Origin of the sequence: Streptomyces cahuitamycinicus (assembly GCF_002891435.1) — a bacterium.
Classification (GTDB): domain Bacteria; phylum Actinomycetota; class Actinomycetes; order Streptomycetales; family Streptomycetaceae; genus Streptomyces; species Streptomyces cahuitamycinicus.
In genome coordinates this window covers 1-4305 of the sequence record NZ_POUC01000553.1, presented here as the reverse complement: position 1 = coordinate 4305, position 4305 = coordinate 1, and the positions used below count along the sequence as shown (strand labels likewise).

Sequence of the window (4305 nt, the reverse complement as noted above, 5' to 3'; positions counted from 1 at the left end):
CACAGCCCCCCACCCCTACGCGTTTCCACCCAGGGGTGGCGGTACGGCAAGATGGGGTGTTACTTACCGCGAGAGGGCATGAAAGTGCCCCTCACCAGCGGTTTTCCTGCCGATGAGGGGCCGTGTCAGGCGGCTTGGGCCGTCTCTGGGCCGTCGGGCGTCTCCGGGCCGTCATGAGCGTGACCGGCGGCCCGATACATCGCTGAGATGGCTTTCCGGGTCCGGGTTTCGCTGGACGGCATGAGGTGCGTGTAGACGCGGAGCGTGAAGCCCGGGTCGCTGTGGCCGAGGTAGAGGCTCAGGGCCTTGATGCTCTCTCCGGCGTCCAGGAGGACCGAGGCGTAGAAGTGCCGCAGGGCGTGCATGCCGTGTTCGCGGGCGGCGGCGTAGCGCTGGCCCTTCTCCGGGGTCGGGATGATGCCGGCAGATGCGAGCGCGTGCTTCCATGCCTGATCGTTGAACGCCTGGCTCCAGATGGCTGCGCCGATGCCGCTCGTGAAGAGGAGCCGGTGTGTGACCTTGGGGCCGGTCGGGGTCAGCCAGGGCAAGGTGACGTCGACGGGAGGGAAGGCCGCCATGTGCTCACGGAGCGCGGCCCGCACCTCCGGGTCGAGGGGGACGTCACGCAGCTTGCCGCGCTTGGGCGGGGCGAAGACCAGCGTGCCGCGAACCTTCTTGACCTGCTGGCGCACGTAGAGCCAGCCGAGGTCTCCGATGTTGTCGACGGCCAGGCCGAAGATCTCACCCTGTCGCAGGCCGCACCCGGCACCGAGGTCGACCATGGCCCGGTAGCGCTCGGGGAGGCCGGAGCGTACGCCGAAGACCTGTTGCGCAGTCCACGGATGGACACGTGACGGCACGGGACGAGGAGCCTTGACCGATCGAGCACGGCAGGGATTGGAGGCCAGGAGACGATCATCCACGGCCGCGTTCAGCACCGAGGAGACAGCGTCGAAGATGAGGCGCCGGTACTGGGCGGACGCTACGACGTCTTCGAGCTGGCGGTTCCAGTCGCGGATGTGCTCGGGCTGGAAGGAACCGATGGGGCGGGTTCCAAGGTAGGGCAGGGCGTGAAGGCGGAGCCTGCCTTCCACGGCGGCCCTACTGGTCAGATCGGTCGTGAGGGCGGCCAGCCAACGGTCGGTGTACTCGCGGAAGGTGGTGCGAGCGGCCCTCGGGTCGATGTACTGCCCCCGGGCCATGTCGGCTTCTACGTTGGTCAGCCAGGTGTCCGCCAAACGCTTCTGCTTGTCCGGGAAGCTCTTCGACTTCTCTGTGCCGTCCGGGCCGATGTAGCGGGCGCGGTAGCGCATGCCAGTGCCGTGGCGGTCGGTCTTGACCTTGCGAGTCTTGCCGTCCGCGCCCACCTCGGTCCGGTACCAACGGTCCTGGATGTGCCCGGCCATCAGGCAGCCTCCCCAAGCTGGGAGTCCACCCAGGCCCGCACGTCATCCGGGTCGAAGCGGAGATGCCGGCCGACTCGGAAGCCGCGGGGACCGGTGCGCTTACGGCGCCACTGGTAGACGGTCTCGACGCTGGGCAGCTCGAACATCTCGACCAGGTCCTCAGGCGTCAGGAACCGGTTCGGCAGCTCTGAGGCCATGGTCACCACTCCTCTTCGATGAGTTGGTCGCGTAGGGCTTCGCGGGCGGTTTCGCGGTTGAGTTGGAGGTCGCGGGCGATGGTGGCGGCGAGGGCGGATTCGCCGGGGGTGTGGCCGTGCCCGGCGTACTGCCAGTCGGCCAGGACCAGGACGGTGTCCGGCTCGACGTCGTCCAGGCCGAGGGCGGCGTGTTCCTGGGCGGCGCGGTAGTCGGCGCGTGCCTGGCGGAGGGCGCCGAGGGTGGTGGAGTAGCGGCGGGACTTGGAGGAGAAGTGGCCGCGGAAGCCGAGCATGTGCGCCCAGGCCCACAGGCGCCGGTCCGGGTAGAGGGGGTCAAGGAGCTTGCAGGCCTCGATGAGGCGGCGGGTGTGGTCCGGGACGCCGTGGCGGTCGAGCTCGGAGAGTTCGCCGATGCGGCGATCCAGGGTGCCGGTCGTCTCGGCGGCCTTGGTGGCGTACTTGGCCACGTACGAGGCCACGGCCTGCTCGGTGATGTCGGAACCGTCAGAGAAGGCCTTCACCGGCCGGACGTCGAGCTGAGTGCCCCACCGGAAGGTGCGGGCCGGTTGGTCGGCGGCGGCCGGGACGGAGACCGAGGTGTAGGAGTGCGCGGCAGCTGCACGGATTGAGTCGGCGAGGAGATCGACCGTGGCCCAGGCTGGCGGTGGGGTGTCGGGTCCGTTGGGGCCGTCGATGCGGATGACGGCGTGGAAGTGCACGGCGCCGCGTTTCTGGAACTCGGCAACCTTGCCATAGGACAGGCGGGCGCACTCCTTCAGCTCCCGCTGGGTGACGCCGGCGCGGGCGGCGATCTCGCGGCGGAGCCGGTTGGTGAAGCGCTGCCAGAGCTGCCCGGCGTGGTTGTTGAACAGCACAGCGCCCGCGTAGTCGTAAGTGGCCGGGTCGAGCGCCGTGCCGAGGGCGGGATCGTCGGCGGCGTGGTGGGTGCCGCAGCGGCATGCGCCGTGGTCGGACCGGTTGTGCACGCGACCGAAGGAGGGTGCGGTGAGGGTGGCGAAGACGCGGGGGTGGTCGCGGACGGTGGTGGGGATGTCGCGTCGGTCGTCTCCGGCCAGTCCGGCGCGGATGAGGTGGTAGGTGTCGCCCGCGTAAGTCCAGGCGCAGGAGGGGCAGCGGGAGGCGCGGCGGTTGCCGCAGGCGACGCGGAGGCGTCCGCCCGGCTCGTTCGCGGTGGTGTAGTGGTGCAGGGTCTCGCCGGTGGTCTTGTCCTTGGTCAGGGTCCAGCCGGTGAGGTGGATGGGGTCGGCGCAGCCGCCGGTGCGGCGGATCTGCTCGTGCCAGCGGTCATAGTCAGGGGCCGAAGCCACCCTCAGCAGGTCGCCGAGGGTGGTCGGGTCGAGCAGGTCAGGCACGCGCACTCTCCCGGGCACGGGCGGGGACGGTGCCCTGGCCGTGGCAGGCCGGGCAATTGGCGGTGATGGTGTGCCGGTGGCCGTGCCTGTCGCGGCGGCCGGTGGTGATGGCGGCGGTGGCGAAGCCGTCGCAGTTCGGGCAGATGCGGGCCGTCGGTGTGGTGGGGTGCGTCATGCTGGGGGTTCCTTCCGGTTGTGAGATCGGACAGGGACGGCGCCCGGAGCGGACGAGACTTGGCGGTTGAGGCCGCTCCGGGGGGCCGGTCAGCGCCGCTTCGTCTCCGAGGCGAGCAGGGAGCGCAGGACGGCGGCGCAGACGGCGACTGAGATGCCAGTGATGGCGACCGCCAGGAGCATGGAGACCAGGACAGCGCCGACGACCAGCACCACGGCGGTGCCGCCCCCGACGAGGGCGAGGGCCGTACCAGGCGTGAGCTGCACGGTGGCCCGCGCGGGGGCCGGGGCCACCGGAGCGGGCGGCGGGGTCTGGGCAGCCGGGACAACAGCGGTCGGCTCGACCACGACAGGCGGGCTGACGTGGCCGGTCGGCGTGGGCATGGTCGGGATCTTCGGACGGAACATCGTGAACTCCCTTCCAGGGGTGGTTACTTGACGAAGGTGTCGATGGCGGGGGCCAGGACGCTGTCGGCGAGGAGGAAGCCGCCGAGCAGCAGGACGGCAATGAGCCAGGCGGGCGGGCGGATGAGCTTGATGCCGAGGTAGCCGACGACGAGCAGCGCGAGCCAGAGCGGTACTTCCATGGCGGAGGGCCTCCTAGCGGACGCGGCAGCGGTGGGTGCGGGCGGCGAGCTGGGCGGCGGACTGGCTTCCGTAGTCGGAGGACCAGCCGCACCGGTCGGCGGTGCACACGGCGGCGTGCTTGGTCTGTCCGTGGCGGTCGCGGTGGGTGCCGATCTGCACCGGACCGATCCGCATCACGGAGTGGAAGTGGTCACGAGCGGGCATGTCAGTCGGTCTCCTCTCGGGTCAGGGCCGGGTCGGGGAACGCGGCGCGGATACCTGCGGCGATGGCCGGGTCGGCGGTGCGGCGGGCGGCTTCCTCGGCGAGCAGGTGGGCGAGGAGGGGCCGGTTCGCGGCGGCCATCTCGCGGGCGGCGTCGAGGTGGTCGGCGGCGGTCAGGTCGGCCGGGTCACTGGTCATGGCGTGTCTCCCGTCGAGGTCAGGCGAGTTGGGCGGCGATGGCGTCGGCGAGCTGGGGCGGGACGCCGAGGCGGGCGCGCAGGGTGTCGGTGTCGATCGGCGTACCGGTGCGGGCGTGGTGGTCGTCGGCGACCTTGCGGGCGTGGTCGACCAGCGCGGCCGGGACC

At 71.0% G+C, this 4305-nt stretch carries 8 protein-coding genes and 1 pseudogene; all 9 read right to left on the bottom strand.

Annotation, left to right across the window (positions count from 1 at the left end; genetic code table 11):
• Positions 1-125: 125 nt before the first annotated feature.
• Positions 126-1406, bottom strand: coding sequence for a tyrosine-type recombinase/integrase (locus C1J00_RS39060; RefSeq protein WP_102913618.1), 1281 nt, complete (start codon positions 1404-1406; stop codon positions 126-128).
• The gene (locus tag C1J00_RS39055; protein ID WP_031108990.1) at positions 1406-1603 is read right to left on the bottom strand and encodes a helix-turn-helix transcriptional regulator; all 198 of its coding nucleotides are present in this window, start codon (positions 1601-1603) and stop codon (positions 1406-1408) included. The genes C1J00_RS39060 and C1J00_RS39055 overlap by 1 nt, the downstream gene beginning before the upstream one ends.
• Positions 1604-1605: 2 nt before the next feature.
• Positions 1606-2976, bottom strand: a complete 1371-nt coding sequence (repSA, locus tag C1J00_RS39050; protein WP_102913617.1) for a replication initiator protein RepSA — start codon at positions 2974-2976, stop codon at positions 1606-1608.
• Positions 2969-3151: a hypothetical protein gene (locus C1J00_RS39045; protein ID WP_102913616.1), complete on the bottom strand. Its 183-nt coding sequence runs from the start codon at positions 3149-3151 to the stop codon at positions 2969-2971. The genes repSA and C1J00_RS39045 overlap by 8 nt, the downstream gene beginning before the upstream one ends.
• An 89-nt stretch (positions 3152-3240) precedes the next feature.
• Positions 3241-3558 carry a SpdD-like protein gene (locus tag C1J00_RS39040; RefSeq protein ID WP_102913615.1) on the bottom strand — a complete coding sequence of 106 codons (318 nt, stop codon included), beginning with the start codon at positions 3556-3558 and terminating at the stop codon, positions 3241-3243.
• A gap of 23 nt (positions 3559-3581) precedes the next feature.
• A complete protein-coding gene (locus C1J00_RS39035) occupies positions 3582-3737 on the bottom strand; it encodes a hypothetical protein (RefSeq protein ID WP_102913614.1) in 156 nt (51 codons plus the stop codon).
• Between the two features lie 13 nt (positions 3738-3750).
• Positions 3751-3942, bottom strand: coding sequence for a mobile element transfer protein (locus C1J00_RS39030; protein ID WP_102913613.1), 192 nt, complete (start codon positions 3940-3942; stop codon positions 3751-3753).
• A 1-nt stretch (position 3943) separates the two neighbouring features.
• Positions 3944-4138: a hypothetical protein gene (locus C1J00_RS39025; RefSeq protein WP_102913612.1), complete on the bottom strand. Its 195-nt coding sequence runs from the start codon at positions 4136-4138 to the stop codon at positions 3944-3946.
• A 19-nt stretch (positions 4139-4157) separates the two neighbouring features.
• Positions 4158-4305 (bottom strand): annotated as a pseudogene (locus tag C1J00_RS47410) (DUF2637 domain-containing protein); the annotation flags it as partial.

Coding starts and splice junctions, on each gene's coding strand:
- C1J00_RS39035 (WP_102913614.1), bottom strand. CDS start 3,737: ATGGAAGTACCGCTCTGGCTCGCGCTGCTCGTCGTCGGCTACCTCGGC.
- C1J00_RS39030 (WP_102913613.1), bottom strand. CDS start 3,942: ATGCCCGCTCGTGACCACTTCCACTCCGTGATGCGGATCGGTCCGGTG.
- C1J00_RS39040 (WP_102913615.1), bottom strand. CDS start 3,558: ATGTTCCGTCCGAAGATCCCGACCATGCCCACGCCGACCGGCCACGTC.
- C1J00_RS39045 (WP_102913616.1), bottom strand. CDS start 3,151: ATGACGCACCCCACCACACCGACGGCCCGCATCTGCCCGAACTGCGAC.
- C1J00_RS39055 (WP_031108990.1), bottom strand. CDS start 1,603: ATGGCCTCAGAGCTGCCGAACCGGTTCCTGACGCCTGAGGACCTGGTC.
- C1J00_RS39060 (WP_102913618.1), bottom strand. CDS start 1,406: ATGGCCGGGCACATCCAGGACCGTTGGTACCGGACCGAGGTGGGCGCG.
- C1J00_RS39025 (WP_102913612.1), bottom strand. CDS start 4,138: ATGACCAGTGACCCGGCCGACCTGACCGCCGCCGACCACCTCGACGCC.